The organism is uncultured Tateyamaria sp. (genome assembly GCF_947497045.1).
In the GTDB taxonomy this organism is placed as follows: Bacteria; Pseudomonadota; Alphaproteobacteria; order Rhodobacterales; family Rhodobacteraceae; genus Tateyamaria.
Genome location: NZ_CANMEU010000001.1, coordinates 63840 through 79968, shown reverse-complemented (window position 1 = coordinate 79968; position 16129 = coordinate 63840). Strand labels below are relative to the sequence as shown.

At 58.1% G+C, this 16129-nt stretch carries 14 protein-coding genes; 11 read left to right on the top strand and 3 right to left on the bottom strand.

The genetic code is table 11. From position 1 onward, the window contains the following. Positions 1-39 precede the first annotated feature (39 nt). Positions 40-4284 carry a DNA-directed RNA polymerase subunit beta' gene (gene rpoC / locus Q0859_RS00450; protein ID WP_299146866.1) on the top strand — a complete coding sequence of 1415 codons (4245 nt, stop codon included), beginning with the start codon at positions 40-42 and terminating at the stop codon, positions 4282-4284. 92 nt (positions 4285-4376) lie between these two features. Here rpoC and Q0859_RS00445 read toward each other — a convergent pair whose 3' ends face one another. Next, entirely contained in the window at positions 4377-5186 is an 810-nt protein-coding gene (locus Q0859_RS00445; RefSeq protein WP_299146864.1) for a M90 family metallopeptidase, read from the bottom strand. A 137-nt stretch (positions 5187-5323) separates the two neighbouring features. Here Q0859_RS00445 and Q0859_RS00440 point away from each other — a divergent pair, with 137 nt between their 5' ends. Beyond that, on the top strand, positions 5324-6190 hold the full coding sequence (locus Q0859_RS00440) for a DMT family transporter (RefSeq protein ID WP_299146863.1): 867 nt from the start codon (positions 5324-5326) through the stop codon (positions 6188-6190). On the opposite strand, the gene Q0859_RS00435 is transcribed toward Q0859_RS00440, so the two are convergent. Both Q0859_RS00435 and Q0859_RS00430 read right to left on the bottom strand, forming a co-directional pair. Continuing rightward, positions 6179-7048, bottom strand: a complete 870-nt coding sequence (locus tag Q0859_RS00435; protein WP_299146862.1) for a putative rhamnosyl transferase — start codon at positions 7046-7048, stop codon at positions 6179-6181. The two genes, Q0859_RS00440 and Q0859_RS00435, sit on opposite strands and share 12 nt — an antisense overlap. After that, on the bottom strand, positions 7005-7715 hold the full coding sequence (locus Q0859_RS00430; protein ID WP_299146861.1) for a heparin lyase I family protein: 711 nt from the start codon (positions 7713-7715) through the stop codon (positions 7005-7007). Before Q0859_RS00430 ends, Q0859_RS00435 begins: the two co-directional genes overlap by 44 nt. A 475-nt stretch (positions 7716-8190) precedes the next feature. Between Q0859_RS00430 and rpsL the strand changes: the two genes are divergently transcribed. The 9 genes from rpsL (at position 8191) to Q0859_RS00385 (ending at position 16100) form a co-directional block, all read left to right on the top strand. Next, positions 8191-8562 (top strand): 30S ribosomal protein S12, encoded by a 372-nt coding sequence (rpsL, locus tag Q0859_RS00425; protein WP_024809820.1) that lies wholly within the window; start codon positions 8191-8193, stop codon positions 8560-8562. A 12-nt stretch (positions 8563-8574) separates the two neighbouring features. Next, a complete protein-coding gene (gene rpsG / locus Q0859_RS00420) occupies positions 8575-9045 on the top strand; it encodes a 30S ribosomal protein S7 (RefSeq protein ID WP_299146860.1) in 471 nt (156 codons plus the stop codon). Between the two features lie 26 nt (positions 9046-9071). Next, positions 9072-11189 (top strand): elongation factor G, encoded by a 2118-nt coding sequence (gene fusA, locus Q0859_RS00415; RefSeq protein WP_299146859.1) that lies wholly within the window; start codon positions 9072-9074, stop codon positions 11187-11189. Between the two features lie 90 nt (positions 11190-11279). Then, positions 11280-12455, top strand: coding sequence for an elongation factor Tu (gene tuf, locus Q0859_RS00410; protein ID WP_299146858.1), 1176 nt, complete (start codon positions 11280-11282; stop codon positions 12453-12455). A gap of 166 nt (positions 12456-12621) precedes the next feature. Then, entirely contained in the window at positions 12622-12942 is a 321-nt protein-coding gene (gene rpsJ / locus Q0859_RS00405) for a 30S ribosomal protein S10 (protein WP_195819727.1), read from the top strand. A 14-nt stretch (positions 12943-12956) separates the two neighbouring features. Then, positions 12957-13823: a 50S ribosomal protein L3 gene (gene rplC, locus Q0859_RS00400; RefSeq protein WP_299146857.1), complete on the top strand. Its 867-nt coding sequence runs from the start codon at positions 12957-12959 to the stop codon at positions 13821-13823. Next, positions 13820-14437 carry a 50S ribosomal protein L4 gene (rplD, locus tag Q0859_RS00395; protein WP_299146856.1) on the top strand — a complete coding sequence of 206 codons (618 nt, stop codon included), beginning with the start codon at positions 13820-13822 and terminating at the stop codon, positions 14435-14437. Before rplC ends, rplD begins: the two co-directional genes overlap by 4 nt. Further along, a complete protein-coding gene (locus Q0859_RS00390; RefSeq protein WP_299146855.1) occupies positions 14434-14730 on the top strand; it encodes a 50S ribosomal protein L23 in 297 nt (98 codons plus the stop codon). The genes rplD and Q0859_RS00390 overlap by 4 nt, the downstream gene beginning before the upstream one ends. A gap of 215 nt (positions 14731-14945) precedes the next feature. Next, positions 14946-16100, top strand: coding sequence for a Fic family protein (locus Q0859_RS00385; RefSeq protein WP_299146854.1), 1155 nt, complete (start codon positions 14946-14948; stop codon positions 16098-16100). Positions 16101-16129: the final 29 nt, after the last annotated feature.

Here is a 16129-nt window from a genome sequence, read left to right as displayed (position 1 = left end):
CCTTTCGTTTCCCATAGCGCCCCTTTCAAGGATTTGAAAATGAACCAGGAACTGACAAACAACCCGTTCAACCCGCTGACGCCGCCCAAGGTCTTTGATGAGATCAAGGTTTCGCTGGCATCGCCCGAACGCATCCTCTCGTGGTCTTTTGGCGAGATCAAAAAGCCCGAGACCATCAATTACCGCACGTTCAAGCCCGAGCGTGACGGGCTGTTCTGTGCCCGTATCTTTGGCCCGATCAAGGATTACGAATGCCTGTGCGGCAAATACAAACGCATGAAATATCGCGGCGTTGTCTGCGAGAAATGCGGCGTGGAAGTCACGCTGCAAAAGGTCCGCCGCGAGCGGATGGGCCACATTGAACTGGCGGCCCCCGTCGCCCACATCTGGTTCCTGAAATCGCTGCCGTCCCGCATTGGTCTGATGCTGGACATGACGCTGCGCGATCTCGAACGTGTGCTGTATTTTGAAAATTACGTGGTGACCGAACCCGGTCTGACGGACCTCAGCTATGGCCAGATGTTGAGCGAAGAAGAGTTCATGGACGCCCAGGACGCGTTCGGCATGGACGCGTTCACCGCCAATATCGGTGCCGAAGCGATCCGCGAGATGCTGTCCCAGATCGACCTTGAGCAAGAGGCCGAAACCCTGCGCGCCGATCTAAAAGAGGCGACAGGCGAGTTGAAGCCCAAGAAGATCATCAAGCGCCTCAAGGTCGTGGAATCCTTCCTTGAATCCGGTAACCGGCCAGAGTGGATGGTTCTGACCGTGATCCCCGTGATCCCGCCGGAACTGCGCCCGCTGGTGCCGCTGGATGGGGGCCGTTTTGCGACCTCCGACCTCAACGATCTCTATCGTCGGGTCATCAACCGGAACAACCGTCTGAAGCGTCTGATCGAACTGCGTGCGCCCGATATCATCGTGCGCAACGAAAAGCGGATGTTGCAGGAATCCGTGGATGCGCTGTTTGACAACGGCCGTCGTGGCCGGGTGATTACAGGTGCCAACAAGCGCCCGCTGAAATCGCTGTCAGACATGCTGAAAGGTAAGCAGGGCCGCTTCCGCCAGAACCTTTTGGGCAAGCGCGTCGACTTCTCGGGCCGTTCGGTCATTGTGACCGGGCCTGAGTTGAAGCTGCACCAATGTGGTCTGCCCAAGAAGATGGCGCTCGAACTGTTCAAGCCGTTCATCTATTCGCGGCTTGAGGCGAAGGGGCTGTCCTCGACCGTCAAACAGGCCAAGAAACTGGTCGAAAAAGAGCGCCCCGAGGTGTGGGATATCCTTGACGAGGTCATCCGCGAACATCCTGTTATGCTCAACCGTGCGCCCACGCTGCACCGTCTTGGCATTCAGGCGTTCGAACCCGTCCTGATCGAAGGCAAGGCGATCCAGCTTCACCCGCTGGTCTGCTCGGCCTTCAACGCCGACTTTGACGGTGACCAGATGGCCGTGCACGTGCCGCTGAGCCTCGAGGCGCAGTTGGAAGCCCGTGTGTTGATGATGTCGACCAACAACGTTCTGTCGCCCGCCAACGGCGCGCCGATCATCGTGCCGTCGCAGGATATGATCCTGGGTCTGTATTACGTGACGCTGGAACGTGAGGGCCTGAAAGGGCAGGGCATGGTCTTTGGCTCGATCGATGAAGTGCAGCACGCGCTGGACGCAGGCATCGTGCACCTCCACACCAAGATCGTGGCCCGTATTCCGCAGATCAACGACGAAGGCATCGAAGTCACGCAGCGGTTTGAAACGACCCCCGGTCGTGTGCTGCTTGGCGCGCTGTTGCCGCTCAACAACAAGGCCCCGTTTGAATTGGTCAACCGTTTGCTGCGCAAGAAAGAGGTGCAGCAGGTCATCGACACAGTCTATCGCTATTGCGGTCAGAAAGAGTCGGTAATCTTCTGCGACCAGATTATGACCATGGGCTTCCGCCACGCGTTCAAGGCGGGCATTTCGTTCGGCAAGGACGATATGCTGATCCCCGACACCAAATGGCCCATCGTCGATGAGACGCGGGAGCAGGTGAAGGATTTCGAACAGCAGTACATGGACGGTCTGATCACCCAGGGTGAGAAGTACAACAAGGTCGTCGATGCCTGGTCGAAATGTAACGACAAGGTTACCGACGCCATGATGGGCTCCATTTCGGCGGCGCAGACAGATGCGGACGGGTCAGAGCGTGAACCGAACTCGGTTTACATGATGGCCCACTCCGGTGCGCGTGGCTCGGTCACTCAGATGAAACAGCTTGGCGGGATGCGTGGCCTGATGGCCAAGCCGAACGGCGACATCATCGAAACGCCCATCATCTCGAACTTCAAGGAAGGTCTGACCGTTCTTGAATACTTCAACTCGACCCACGGTGCCCGTAAGGGTCTGTCCGACACCGCCCTCAAGACGGCGAACTCGGGCTATCTGACCCGTCGTCTCGTGGACGTCGCACAGGACTGCATCGTGCGTGATCGCGATTGCGGCACCGAAAACGCGATCACAGCCGAAGCGGCAGTGAATGACGGTGAGGTTGTGTCGTCGCTGGCCGAGCGTGTGCTGGGTCGTGTCACGGCCGAGGATGTCCTCAAACCCGGCACCGACGAGGTGTTGCTGGCCCACGGGACGCTGATTGACGAACGGATGGCAGATTCGGTTGACGAGTTTGCCGTGCAGTCGATGCGCATCCGCTCGCCGCTGACCTGTGAGGCCGAAGAAGGTGTGTGCGCGACCTGCTATGGTCGTGACCTTGCCCGCGGCACCATGGTCAACACCGGCGAAGCGGTTGGTATCATTGCCGCCCAATCCATTGGTGAACCCGGCACACAGCTGACGATGCGGACCTTCCACATCGGCGGCGTTGCCCAAGGTGGCCAACAGTCGTTCCTTGAGGCGAGCCAAGAGGGCAAGATCGTCTTTGAGAACGCGCAGACGTTGAAAAACGCGAGCGGTCAGGTTCTGGTCATGGGCCGGAACATGAAACTGGTCATCCAGGACGAGAACGGCGAAGAGCGCGCCAGCCACAAGCTGGGCTACGGCACGGCTCTGTTCGTTACCGAAGGTCAGGACGTCAAACGCGGCGACAAGTTGTTCGAGTGGGATCCCTACACCCTGCCGATCATCGCCGAAAAGGCCGGGACGGCGAAATATGTCGATCTGGTCAGCGGTCTGGCTGTGCGCGACGAAACCGACGATGCGACAGGCATGACCCAGAAAATCGTCATCGACTGGCGTACTGCCCCCAAAGGCAACGAACTCAAGCCCGAGATCATTCTTGTGGGCGACGATGGCGAGCCGGTCCGCAACGATGCGGGCAACCCGGTGACCTATCCGATGTCCGTGGATGCGGTTCTGTCGGTCGAAGATGGTGACAAGGTCGAAGCCGGTGACGTCGTGGCGCGTATTCCCCGTGAAGGCGCCAAGACCAAGGACATCACCGGTGGTCTGCCTCGTGTGGCCGAACTGTTCGAAGCCCGTCGTCCAAAGGATCACGCGATCATCGCCGAAATCGATGGCTACGTGCGCTTTGGCAAGGACTACAAAAACAAGCGCCGTATCGCGATTGAGCCATCGGATGAATCCATGGACAAGGTTGAGTACATGGTGCCCAAGGGCAAGCACATCCCTGTGGCCGAAGGCGACTTCGTCCAGAAGGGTGACTACATCATGGATGGCAACCCGGCCCCCCATGACATCCTTGCCATTATGGGCGTTGAGGCGCTGGCGGATTACATGATCGACGAAGTGCAGGACGTCTATCGCCTGCAAGGTGTGAAAATCAACGACAAGCACATCGAAGTCATCGTGCGTCAGATGCTCCAGAAATGGGAGATCGAGGACTCCGGCGACACCACGCTGCTCAAGGGCGAGCATGTGGACAAGCAGGAATTCGATCTGGCCAACGAAAAGGCACTGTCCAAGAAGGGCCGTCCGGCCCAAGGCGGGCCGATCCTTCTGGGCATCACCAAGGCGTCCTTGCAGACCCGTTCGTTCATCTCGGCGGCGTCTTTCCAGGAGACAACCCGCGTTCTTACCGAAGCCTCTGTACAGGGTAAGAAAGACAAGCTGGTTGGCCTCAAGGAAAACGTCATCGTGGGCCGTCTGATCCCTGCCGGGACTGGTGGCGCGACCCAAGCGATGCGCAAGATCGCATCGGATCGTGACAACGTTGTCATCGAGGCCCGCCGCGAAGAAGCCGAGGCCGCAGCCGCGCTGGCTGCGCCTACACCAGATGATGTGGTCGGTGGCGATGTGTTTGACACGCCTGTAACACCTAGTGACGAGAGCCGCGATTAAGCTTTTGTCACCACAGTGAAAATTGAAAAACCCCGCCCAGTGAGGCGGGGTTTTTTGTGGGTGCAACGTGGTTTGTCCGGGGGCTTTGCCCGTCAGACCCAACTTGCAGGATCCAGGCCCAGCAATTCCGACAGTTGCTCGTAAAACGCGGGCTCGGCCCGTTTCAGCTCATTAGGGCGCTCAAAAAACGTCTCGACCCCGACGGCAAAAAACTCCTGATGGTTTTCCGCGCCGTAGGCATCCATCACCGTCGGCAGCCCGCGCGACACCCTGTCATCAAGGCGGTCAAAAGCGGCGAGAAAGACAGTCTCCCACGTGCTGAAATCCTGCCCCCTGCGCAGGATAGGGGCCCCATCCGCGCGGCCCGAGCGTTCATCGAGTTGATGCGCGAACTCGTGCAGTACGACGTTGTCCCCGTCGCCTGTGTCCAATGCGCCGTCATTTGAATGTGTCCATGACAGGATCACAGGCCCGCGGTTCCAGCTTTCGCCGGTACGCACGGTTTCCTTTTCGGTGACGACGAACCCGTCATGTCGCGCCGTTTTGGATTTGAAGGCACCGGGGTAGATCATCACCGTCGTCAGCGTGTCGTACCAGGCATCCGTATTCATCACGAGCAGACAGGCTTGGGTTGCGATGGACAGCTCCATTTCTTCGGTGACCTCGAGCCCGTGGTAGCCAACCATCGTAACCTGATCGAGGAACAGATTGATCTTGCCCTCAAGGGGGCGGTGAAATTCGGTCGGGATCTTGTGGACCATGGGCACACAGCGTCCGATCACGTCGCGCTGATGGTCGGTGATCCGACTCCTGAGCAGTGTCAGGCGATGCTGCTTCTTTGCCCATTGTCGGTAGAAAAAGATCGCGACGCCGATCAGGATCAGGAGGAAAAACAAGCTCATAGGCGGACCGTAACGCAGGTCCACGGCTTTGCGAATCCCAGAAATCGCACGTCACGCCGAAAATAGACCGAGTGATCCACTGGCGTCACGCTTCCGAGCGCGATAGCGTTGCCCCAACACGGATCAGGTTTACACGGATGTCCCCCAACACCACCGGTGCGCTTTTGATGATGGCTTCGATGGCGTCGTTTACCTTCAACGATGCGCTGATCAAGCTTACGAACGGGGACGTGCCGTTGACGCAATTGTTGGTTCTGCGTGGCGTGCTGAGCGTGGTTCTGATCTTGGCGCTGGCCCGTTGGCTGGGTACGATCCATTTTCGCATCTCAGGGCGGGATTGGGGGCTGATCGCGCTGCGGTCCATTGCCGAAGTGGGCGCGGCCTATTTCTTTATCACCGCCCTTCTGAACATGCCGCTGGCGAATGTAACCGCGGTTTTGCAGGTCCTGCCCCTGACGGTTGCAGTTGGGGCGGCGTTGTTTTTTCGCGAACCGCTTGGATGGCGTCGCATGTCTGCGATCTTGCTTGGGTTCATGGGCATGTTGTTGATCGTACGTCCGGGACCCGAGGGGTTTTCGATCTATGCGGGGTATGCGCTTGTGGCTGTCGCCTGCGTGACCGTGCGCGATTTGTCGACGCGGCGGCTTAGCCCCGGTGTGCCGTCCATGACGGTCACCCTGGTGGCTGCGGTGACGGTGATGATCTGTGCGGGGGCGGCGTCGGTCACAACCGAATGGGTGCCGATTGACACCCGCCTTGCCGCGTTGATCGGTGGCGCTTCGGTGTTCATCATTGGCGGGTATTTCTTTTCGGTGCAGGTGATGCGCGTGGGCGAGATCAGCTTTATCGCGCCGTTCCGCTACACGGGGCTCATATGGGCGTTGGTGCTGGGCTGGGTGGTGTTTGATGATTGGCCCAGCTCTGTGACCCTGCTTGGAGCGGCTATTGTTGTGGCGACGGGCCTGTTCACGCTTTACCGCGAACGTCGTCTGTCACAGGCGTGAAAAGGCGGCGCGCACGGCATCTGCGTCGATATTGAACCGATCGGCCAATTCGGCCTCGCCCGCAGCGTCCATCATCGCGAGCTTTTGGGGTTTCACGGACGGGCCCTGGCGCGAGTCGTTGAAATCGTTGTGTCCGCGCAGCAGCATCACGGGCTCGGTCAGGGTCACGCAGGCCATCATGTTGGGCAGGCGGAAATGGGCGAAATTCATAATGGTCTGGCGCGATTTGGGATGGACCATCATCGCCAATGCAGCCGTCTGAAACGGGGCGGAGGTTGCCGCCGCCTCGATCCCCTTTGCGCGGGGCCGGATGATGTATCCGCGATTGAAGTCGATCCCAAGCAACTCGTTGCGTGCTGCGAGGGTGCGCACGTCCGTCGCGACCCCGCGCAACCGTTCGACATAGTCCATGGCTACCGCGTCATCGTCATCCATGCGAAATTGCAGGCAGGGTGCGTCTGTGTTGCGGCGTACGGAATTGATGATCTTCTTCATCACCGGGCGATGTTGCGCGGGGGCATGCACCTGCAAATCGGCTTGTGGCATATCCGACAGCAACGCCTCAAGCCGGTCGCGATACATGTCGGGCAGGCTGTCGCCGATGACGACCACAAAGGTAAAGTCGGGATCCGTCTGGGCCCGCAACGGGGGCAGGGTGATGGTCTCGAACGTGGCAAACCGCTCTTCCATGCGGGCGGGGGCATAGAGATAGGCCAGCTTTTCCTCAAGTGTTTCAAAATCCACCTGAAAGCCGCCAATGGCCGGATAGGAGAAGCGGCACAGCCCGATAACCTGCATGGTGTTGAATTCCTGTCTAGTCGACCGCCCGGCGCTGTCGTTCGACCGCCACCTTGTCATAGGATCGACCAAGACGCACCTCGTCAAAATAGACCACCTGTGTGGGCATCGGCGCGCGGTTTTCGCTGACAAACGAGCGATAGACCCCGTATTTGAAATAGTAGGCTTTGGGCGCGTAATTCTGATTGAAGGCGTGGCGCGCGACACCCTGACCGTTCTTGAACACCTCGATGGTGCCCGGCGCGGTCCTGGTGTTCACCCGCACGGCGAAATCGGTCCACTTGCCTCGCAACTCGTCGATGCTGGCCAGATTGTAATCCTTGATATCGTTGCGCACATTGTCGAAGGGGCCCGACAGCACGTGTACCCGAAGGAAATAGCGGTTGCCCTTCATCTCCATCTGAAAGACGCCGGGTTCGGACGGAAAGCCACCGGCAAACCCGGTCGGCCCACCCTTCATCTTGACCTGACCAACGGTGGTGCGTACCCGGCTGCTGGTCTTGAAATCTGCGGGCAGATAGATGGAAAAGCCGATCCACTGGTCGGTGCCGTGCTTCCAATCCTTTGCGACGTAAAGCTCAGAGCGTTCACGGTCGTTGTCACAATCGCTCCACCCGTCATCCCAACCACAATCCCCGGCCCGCACTTCAAAGCGTTGGGCGCGTTTGCCGAGTCTCGTCCGCTCGCGCACTTTGATGAAACCGTGGGGGGTGGTGTTGTATTTCATGCTGCGTTCAACGGGCAGGCGTTGCGCTTGAACGAGTGTTGGAATTGCGATGGCAAATGCCACGATGGAAAGGCAGAAAAACTGAAGGACTGAGCGCATTGTAAAACCCTGAATTTTATCCGTAAATGTGTAGCGACGGTCCGGCGCGCCTGTCCAGCCCCAAGGGTGCCCCATCGGACCTGAGGGAACATGGGCCATATGGCGCAAGGCGCGGTTGCGCCTGTTGACACCCACAGAGACTCCCCCTATACGCCCGCTATCTCGGAGAGGGGTTTGCCCCCCGAAACCGAAATCAGAACCGAAGTGGACACGATCCGGCCTTTGCATTGGTCCGATCCTCTGGAAACCCACCGCGTCGCCCCTAACGGGAGCGATTGCGGTTTTTGCGCTTTTGTGGACGCACAAGGGTGATTGAATTGAAACCGCGGGGTCGCCCCGCACGACATATGTTGATGAGACGGGGAACAGACCTGCAATGCCAACGATCCAACAGCTGATCCGCAAGCCGCGCCAGCCCAAAGTAAAACGCTCCAAATCCCTTCACCTTGAAGGGAACCCGCAGAAACGCGGTGTGTGTACGCGCGTTTATACAACGACACCCAAAAAGCCGAACTCGGCCATGCGTAAGGTTGCCAAAGTGCGCCTGACAAATGGTTTTGAGGTCATCAGCTATATTCCGGGTGAAAGCCACAACCTTCAGGAACACTCGGTTGTTCTGATCCGTGGCGGTCGTGTCAAAGACCTTCCCGGTGTGCGTTACCACATCCTGCGCGGCGTTCTGGATACCCAAGGCGTCAAAGATCGTAAGCAACGCCGTTCGAAATACGGCGCCAAGCGCCCCAAATAAGGAGAGCCGTAGATGTCACGTCGTCACGCCGCCGAGAAACGCGAAGTCCTGCCCGACGCCAAATATGGCGATAAGGTCCTGACCAAGTTTATGAACAACCTGATGATCGATGGTAAGAAATCGACCGCCGAAAGCATCGTTTACAATGCGTTCGACCGCGTCGAAGCCAAGATCAAACGCGCCCCTGTGGAAGTGTTCCACGAAGCGCTCGAAAACATTCAGCCTTCGGTCGAAGTTCGTTCGCGCCGGGTTGGTGGTGCCACATATCAGGTGCCTGTTGAGGTCCGCCCCGAGCGCCGTCAGGCTCTCGCGATCCGCTGGTTGATCAATGCCAGCCGCGGCCGCAACGAAAACACGATGGAAGAGCGCCTGGCAGGCGAGCTGATGGACGCTGTTCAGTCCCGCGGCACCGCTGTCAAAAAGCGCGAAGACACACACAAGATGGCCGACGCCAACAAAGCGTTCAGCCACTACCGTTGGTAACCCAGACACTCTGAGGAAGCAGCCCCATGGCACGCGATTATCCGCTCGACCGCTACCGCAACTTTGGCATCATGGCACACATTGATGCCGGCAAAACCACATGTTCGGAACGCATCCTGTACTACACAGGCAAGTCCCACAACATCGGTGAGGTCCACGATGGGGCCGCAACCATGGACTGGATGGAGCAGGAACAAGAGCGTGGCATCACGATCACCTCGGCTGCGACCACTACATTCTGGGAACGCACCGAAGACGGTGAGACGGCGGACACTGAAAAGCACCGCATGAACATCATCGACACCCCCGGCCACGTGGACTTCACCATTGAAGTCGAACGCTCACTGGCGGTTCTGGATGGTGCGGTCGCTGTGCTGGATGCCAACGCAGGTGTTGAGCCGCAGACCGAAACCGTATGGCGTCAGGCTGACCGCTACAAGGTTCCACGCATCGTGTTCGTCAACAAGATGGACAAGATCGGCGCCGACTTCTTCAACTGCGTCCACATGATCAAAGACCGCACAGGTGCCACACCTTGCCCGATCCAGATCCCGATCGGGGCCGAGACCGAGCTGGAAGGCATGATCGATCTGGTTACCATGGAAGAGTGGGTCTGGGCCGGTGAAGACCTTGGCGCATCCTGGGAAAAACGCCCCATCCGCGACAGCCTGAAGGATCAGGCCGACGAGTGGCGCGCCAACATGATCGAAGTTGCCGTCGAAATGGACGACGACGCGATGGAAGCGTACCTCGAAGGCGAAGAGCCTGATGTGCCGACCCTGCGCCGTCTGATCCGTGCAGGCACGCTGGGGATCAAATTCATCCCTGTTCTGTGTGGCTCGGCCTTCAAGAACAAGGGTGTGCAGCCGCTTCTGAACGCCGTCATCGACTATCTGCCGTCCCCGCTGGACGTTGTCGATTACATGGGCTTCAAACCCGGTGACGAAACCGAAGAACGTGTGATTGCGCGTCGTGCTGACGACGATATGGCGTTCTCGGCTCTTGCGTTCAAAATTATGAACGACCCCTTTGTGGGCACGCTGACCTTCACACGCATCTATTCGGGCGTGCTGAACAAGGGCGACACACTGCTGAACTCGACCAAAGAGCGCAAAGAGCGCGTTGGCCGGATGATGATGATGCACTCCAACGACCGCGAAGAGATCACCGAAGCGTTCGCAGGCGACATCATCGCGCTGGCAGGTCTGAAAGACACCACAACCGGGGACACGCTGTGTGCGGTCAACGACCCTGTGGTTCTGGAAACGATGACCTTCCCCGATCCCGTCATCGAGATCGCGGTTGAGCCCAAGACGAAGGCCGACCAAGAGAAAATGTCGACAGGTCTGGCGCGTCTGGCTGCCGAAGATCCCTCCTTCCGCGTGGAAACTGACCTCGAAAGTGGTCAGACCATTATGAAGGGCATGGGCGAACTTCACCTCGACATTCTGGTGGATCGCCTCAAGCGCGAATTCAAGGTCGAGGCGAATATCGGTGCCCCACAGGTGGCCTATCGCGAGACCATCGGTCACGAAGCCGAGATCGTTTACACCCACAAGAAACAGTCGGGTGGCTCCGGTCAGTTCGCCGAGGTCAAGCTGATCATCACCCCAACCGAGCCGGGCGAAGGCTATTCGTTCGAGTCCCGTGTTGTGGGTGGGTCGGTGCCCAAGGAATACATCCCGGGCGTTGAAAAGGGCATCAAGTCGGTCATGGACTCCGGTCCTCTGGCGGGTTTCCCTGTGATCGACTTCAAGGTTGCCTTGATCGAAGGTAAATTCCACGACGTTGACTCATCGGTTCTGGCCTTTGAAATCGCGGCTCGGATGGGTATGCGTGAAGGCATGAAAAAGGCGGGTGCCAAGATGCTCGAGCCGATTATGAAGGTCGAGGTCGTGACGCCCGAAGAGTACACCGGTGGCATCATCGGCGACCTCACATCGCGTCGCGGTCAGGTACAGGGGCAGGACACACGCGGCAACGCGATTGCCATCGACGCCTTCGTGCCGCTGGCCAACATGTTCGGCTACATCAACACCTTGCGTTCGATGTCGTCGGGTCGCGCGAACTTTACCATGCAGTTCGACCATTATGACGGTGTTCCGCAGAACATCAGCGACGAGATCCAAGCGAAATTCGCTTAATTCCAGCGGTGGGCGGATCGCCCACCCTACCAACCCCGTAGGGTGGGCACGCTGCCCACCGCGACCAGAAGTAAAAGAGGAGCCAACACCATGGCAAAGGCAAAGTTTGAACGTACCAAACCGCATGTAAACATCGGCACGATTGGTCACGTTGACCACGGCAAGACGACGTTGACGGCGGCGATCACGAAGTATTTTGGCGACTTTCAGGCCTATGACCAGATCGACGGTGCGCCCGAAGAGAAGGCCCGTGGCATCACGATCTCGACCGCGCACGTGGAATACGAGACCGAAAGCCGCCACTATGCCCACGTCGACTGCCCCGGCCACGCCGACTACGTCAAGAACATGATCACCGGGGCCGCCCAGATGGACGGTGCGATCCTGGTTGTGAACGCGGCTGACGGTCCGATGCCACAAACCCGCGAGCACATCCTGCTGGGGCGCCAGGTCGGCATCCCGACGATGGTCGTCTACATGAACAAGGTGGATCAGGTCGACGACGAAGAGCTGCTGGAGCTGGTCGAGATGGAAATCCGCGAGCTGCTGTCGAGCTATGAGTACCCCGGCGACGACATCCCCGTCATCCCCGGCTCGGCTCTGGCGGCGATGGAAGGGCGCGACGAGGAAATCGGCGCGAACTCGATCAAGAAGCTGATGGAAGCGGTTGACGAGTTCATCCCGACGCCTGAGCGCGCGATTGACCAGCCCTTCCTGATGCCGGTCGAGGACGTGTTCTCGATCTCGGGTCGCGGCACGGTTGTGACCGGCCGGGTTGAGCGTGGCGTGATCAACGTGGGCGACAACATCGAGATCGTGGGGATCAAGGACACCCAGACCACCACATGTACCGGTGTTGAAATGTTCCGCAAGCTGCTGGATCGCGGTGAAGCGGGTGACAACATCGGCGCGTTGCTGCGCGGTATCGACCGTGAAGCGGTGGAGCGTGGGCAGGTTCTGTGCAAGCCCGGTTCGGTGAAGCCGCACACGAAGTTCGAGGCCGAGGCCTATATCCTGACCAAGGAAGAGGGTGGCCGTCACACGCCGTTCTTTGCGAACTATCGCCCGCAGTTCTACTTCCGGACCACGGACGTGACCGGGACGGTGAACCTGGCGGAAGGGACCGAGATGGTCATGCCCGGCGACAATGTGTCGTTCGGTGTTGAGCTGATCGCCCCGATCGCGATGGAGCAGGGCCTGCGCTTTGCGATCCGCGAAGGCGGCCGCACGGTCGGCGCGGGCGTTGTGTCCAAGATCACTGAGTAATGGGTGCAGGGCGGACGACACCTCCGCCTTACGCCACTTCATCAGCGCAATACCCGTAAGGCGGATCCCGATCCGCCCTGCACCGAAAAAAACAGACGCGACGAGGGGTGTCGATGAGCGACGCTCCTCCTCTCCGTTAAGAGCCCCGAGTAAGGGAACGCACATCATGGCCGTTCAAAGCCAAAATATCCGCATTCGCCTCAAGGCGTTTGACTATCGTGTGCTGGATGCCTCCACACAAGAGATCGTCAACACCGCCAAACGCACAGGCGCGTCCGTCCGTGGACCCATCCCACTGCCGAACAAGATCGAAAAATTCACCGTTCTGCGTGGCCCCCACGTCGACAAGAAATCCCGTGACCAGTTCGAGATCCGCACGCACAAGCGTCTGCTCGACATCGTTGATCCGACCCCCCAGACCGTGGACGCGCTGATGAAGCTCGACCTGGCCGCTGGCGTGGACGTCGAGATCAAACTGCAATCGTAAAGGAGGGTACACCCATGTTGCGCTCTGGAATTCTCGCAAAGAAAGTCGGCATGACCCGGCTGTTCATGGAAGACGGCAAACAGGTTCCTGTCACCGTTCTTCAACTGGACGGCCTGCAGGTCGTTGGCCAACGCACATCGGACAAGGACGGCTACACCGCTGTGACACTTGGGGCAGGTTCGCCCAAAGTGAAGCGCGTGAGCCAAGCCATGCGCGGCCACTTCGCCGCACAAAAAGTGGAACCCAAGCGCAAGCTGGTCGAGTTTCGCGTGACCGAAGACAACCTGATCAACGTCGGTGAAGAGATCATCGCCGACCACTATTTCGAAGGTCAGTTCGTCGACGTCACAGGCACATCGATTGGTAAAGGCTTTGCCGGTGCCATGAAACGCCACAACTTTGGCGGTCTGCGCGCCACCCACGGTGTGTCGATTTCGCACCGTTCGCACGGCTCCACCGGTCAGTGTCAGGACCCGGGTAAAGTCTTCAAAGGCAAGAAAATGGCGGGCCATATGGGCGCGGCCAAGGTGACCACGCAGAACCTTCAGGTTGTGCGCACCGATGCCGACCGTGGTCTGATCATGATCAAGGGCGCTGTCCCCGGATCGAAAGGTGGCTGGGTCACCGTCAAGGATGCGGTCAAAAAGCCGTTCCCCGAAAACGCGATCCTGCCCGCCGCTTTGAAATCTGCTCGCGAAGAAGCCGCCAAAGCCGCAGAAGAAGCCGCCGCAGCCGCTGCTGCCGAGGCTGAAGCCGCAGCCGAGGCCGCCGCCGCAGAAGAGCAAGCCGCAATGGAAGCCGCCGAAGCTGAAGAGGCTAAGACAGATGTCGTGGCCGAAGCCCAAGCCGCTGAAGAAGCAAAGAAAGAAGGTGACGCGTGAAACTTGATGTCATCAAACTAGACGGCGGCAAGGCCGGTTCTGTTGACCTGGACGAGGCTCTGTTTGGCCTCGAGCCACGCGCAGATATCCTGCACCGCGTGGTCCGCTGGCAGCGTAACAACGCCCAGGCCGGCACCCACAAGGTCAAGACGCGGTCCGAAGTTAAATACTCGACCAAGAAGATCTATCGCCAGAAGGGCACCGGCGGCGCACGCCACGGCGCGCGTTCGGCTCCGATCTTCCGCGGTGGTGGTATCTACAAGGGTCCCGTTGTCCGCAGCCACGGTCACGACCTGCCCAAGAAGTTCCGCAAGCTGGGTCTGCGCCACGCCCTGTCCGCCAAAATGGCGGCCGGTGAGCTGGTCATCATCGAGGATGCGTCCACAACGGGCAAAACCGCCGCTTTGGCTAAACAGGTCAAGGACCTAGGCTGGAAACGCGCGCTGGTCATTGACGGTGCATCCGTGAATGAGGATTTCCTCGCCGCATCGCGCAACATCGAAGGTCTGGACATCCTGCCGACGATGGGTGCCAACGTATATGATATCCTGAAACGTGACACGCTTGTGATCACCAAGGCAGGGATCGAAGCACTGGAGGCTCGCTTGAAATGAGTGCCAAGGCAGAACATTACGACGTGATCCGCAAGCCGATCATCACTGAAAAGGCCACCATGGCGTCTGAAAACGGCGCAATCGTGTTCGAAGTGGCGATGGACAGCAACAAGCCGATGATCAAAGAAGCCGTCGAGGCCCTGTTCGGTGTCAAGGTGAAGGCCGTGAACACGACCATCACCAAGGGCAAGGTCAAACGCTTCCGTGGTGCGCTCGGCAAACGCAAGGACGTCAAAAAGGCGTATGTGACGCTTGAAGAAGGCAACACGATTGACGTGAGCACCGGGCTGTAAGGTCTGAGTGAGACGTTTGTGAGGTTTTAGACCCCGGCTGCGAAAGTGGCCGGGGTTTTTAGTGGCTTAGGCTCTTCTCTCCAGATTTTTGTGCCTAGCTCTCAACGAGCATGTTTGTTGAGAGCCGAGTATCGACAAGCTTTCTTGTGACTACGAAGTGGCACCTTGAAGATACAAGCTTGTTCATTGCGAGCAGGCAGGATACAATCCCAGTTATGACTACTGGACAGACCATATCTATCAACAACACTACATATGACAGTTCTAATGCCGCAGTGTACCACTATGGAGGGTTTCCACCGGCAGCAATTGAACTTTCAAAAGTTCTCGACCCGCTAACACGGGCGCTCCAGAACTTAACTCGCTACGATGAAAAGCTACTTCACATGCCGAATTCAGAGCTGCTGCTTGCTCCGTTGCGGCAGAGAGATGCTGTGGTGTCGTCTCGAATGGAGGGAACCATCTCAACGCTGGAGGAAGTTCTGCGTCTGGAGGCAAGTACAAGTGCGAACCGGACCGAAGGTCTAGCCCGGAATGACACGTTAGAGGTTGCGCTATATGCCCGGGCATTGAAACAGGCCGAAGAGCAAGTATCGCAGGGGTACGGGCTTTCTGAATTACTGATCAAAAACGCCCACCAAACCCTTCTGAGTTACGGTCGGGGTGCCGAAAAGAGCCCTGGCCAGTACAAAAGCCAACAAAACTATATAGGAGACCGCCGCCAAAAGCGGGTCGATTTCATTCCAATATCTCCAGATCGGCTGCAACAGGGGATGCAGGACACCATTCAATTTTTCAATGAAGACCCACGCCATCCGCTACTCAAAACAGCGATCGCTCATGCTGAATTCGAAGCATTGCATCCATTCGAAGATGGAAACGGTCGTGTGGGTCGCATGCTCATCCCTTTGATGTTGTGGCAACAAGGCTTCCTCAGTACACCGCATTTTTTTGTGAGCGACTATTTTGAAGCGAACAAGGATGAGTATATTGGCAGGCTTAGAATGGTCTCGTTGGAGGCGGATTGGGATAGCTGGTGTTCATTCTTTCTGAACGCGCTTGACGCACAGGCAATTGCAAACATTGATCTCGTGACACGTATCCAAGCACACTATGAGCTGATGAAAGAGCAGTTCAGGGATGTGTTGCGATCTCAGTATTTCGCCGCAGCGACTGACTATATGTTTACAAACCCGGTGTTCTGGAACAATCACTTTGTCGAGCATGCTTTAGCCCCGCCATCTACTCTTAGAAATTTCACACCAAGACTGGTCAATGCGGGTCTTCTGAGGACCATCGTTCCACCGTCCGGGCGAGCGCCGGGACTGTACGCATTCCCATCTCTGCTCGAGTTGATTGATGCGGCCTGAAGCTGGTTTCATCTTTGGTGGTGTCGTTT

What these genes read in the sequence shown, in the direction of transcription:
- Q0859_RS00430 (WP_299146861.1), bottom strand. Translation starts at nt 7,715, where the DNA reads ATGAAATACAACACCACCCCCCACGGTTTCATCAAAGTGCGCGAGCGG.
- Q0859_RS00445 (WP_299146864.1), bottom strand. Translation starts at nt 5,186, where the DNA reads ATGAGCTTGTTTTTCCTCCTGATCCTGATCGGCGTCGCGATCTTTTTC.
- rplC (WP_299146857.1), top strand. Translation starts at nt 12,957, where the DNA reads ATGTTGCGCTCTGGAATTCTCGCAAAGAAAGTCGGCATGACCCGGCTG.
- Q0859_RS00440 (WP_299146863.1), top strand. Translation starts at nt 5,324, where the DNA reads ATGTCCCCCAACACCACCGGTGCGCTTTTGATGATGGCTTCGATGGCG.
- rpsG (WP_299146860.1), top strand. Translation starts at nt 8,575, where the DNA reads ATGTCACGTCGTCACGCCGCCGAGAAACGCGAAGTCCTGCCCGACGCC.
- rpsJ (WP_195819727.1), top strand. Translation starts at nt 12,622, where the DNA reads ATGGCCGTTCAAAGCCAAAATATCCGCATTCGCCTCAAGGCGTTTGAC.
- Q0859_RS00390 (WP_299146855.1), top strand. Translation starts at nt 14,434, where the DNA reads ATGAGTGCCAAGGCAGAACATTACGACGTGATCCGCAAGCCGATCATC.
- tuf (WP_299146858.1), top strand. Translation starts at nt 11,280, where the DNA reads ATGGCAAAGGCAAAGTTTGAACGTACCAAACCGCATGTAAACATCGGC.
- Q0859_RS00435 (WP_299146862.1), bottom strand. Translation starts at nt 7,048, where the DNA reads ATGACAAGGTGGCGGTCGAACGACAGCGCCGGGCGGTCGACTAGACAG.
- rpoC (WP_299146866.1), top strand. Translation starts at nt 40, where the DNA reads ATGAACCAGGAACTGACAAACAACCCGTTCAACCCGCTGACGCCGCCC.
- rpsL (WP_024809820.1), top strand. Translation starts at nt 8,191, where the DNA reads ATGCCAACGATCCAACAGCTGATCCGCAAGCCGCGCCAGCCCAAAGTA.
- Q0859_RS00385 (WP_299146854.1), top strand. Translation starts at nt 14,946, where the DNA reads ATGACTACTGGACAGACCATATCTATCAACAACACTACATATGACAGT.
- fusA (WP_299146859.1), top strand. Translation starts at nt 9,072, where the DNA reads ATGGCACGCGATTATCCGCTCGACCGCTACCGCAACTTTGGCATCATG.